Here is an 818-nt window from a genome sequence, read left to right as displayed (position 1 = left end):
CTGGAATCGCTAGTAATCGCGGATCAGCATGCCGCGGTGAATACGTTCCCGGGCCTTGTACACACCGCCCGTCACACCACGAGAGTTTGTAACACCCGAAGTCGGTGGGGTAACCTTTTGGAGCCAGCCGCCTAAGGTGGGACAGATGATTGGGGTGAAGTCGTAACAAGGTAGCCGTATCGGAAGGTGCGGCTGGATCACCTCCTTTCTAAGGAATATATACAAGACGTGACGGTCTTTGTTCGTTCAGTTTTGAGAGTATAATCTCTCATTTTGTTCTTTGAAAACTAGATAATGTAATGAAGAAGACATTACCGAGTAATCGCCATTTTAGGTTTTCTCTCAATTTGAGAGTGATACCAAAAATAAGCTTCGCTTATTTTTAGGTTAAGTTAGAAAGGGCGCACGGTGGATGCCTTGGCACTAGGAGCCGATGAAGGACGGTACTAACACCGATATGCTTCGGGGAGCTGTAAGTAAGCTTTGATCCGGAGATTTCCGAATGGGGAAACCCTCCATCCGTAATGGGATGGAACCCTTGCCTGAATACATAGGGCATTGGAGGCAGACCCGGGGAACTGAAACATCTAAGTACCCGGAGGAAGAGAAAGCAAACGCGATTCCCTGAGTAGCGGCGAGCGAAACGGGATTAGCCCAAACCAGGAGGCTTGCCTCCTGGGGTTGTAGGACACTCTACACGGAGTTACAAAGGAACGGAGTAAATGAACAGGCATGGAAAGGCCGGCCATAGAGGGTAACAGCCCCGTAGTTGAAACTTCGTTCCCTCCAGAGTGGATCCTGAGTACGGCGGGACACGA

The 818-nt window shown here is 49.9% G+C and carries 2 rRNA genes; both read left to right on the top strand.

The window, feature by feature from the left end:
• Positions 1-208, top strand: a 16S ribosomal RNA gene (locus FZD51_RS25915); the annotation flags it as partial.
• A gap of 177 nt (positions 209-385) precedes the next feature.
• A 23S ribosomal RNA gene (locus tag FZD51_RS25910) occupies positions 386-818 on the top strand; the annotation flags it as partial.

This window comes from Bacillus infantis, assembly GCF_008180445.1.
GTDB classification, from domain to species: domain Bacteria; phylum Bacillota; class Bacilli; order Bacillales; family Cytobacillaceae; genus Bacillus_AB; species Bacillus_AB infantis_B.
This window is presented reverse-complemented; position numbering and strand designations above follow the sequence as displayed.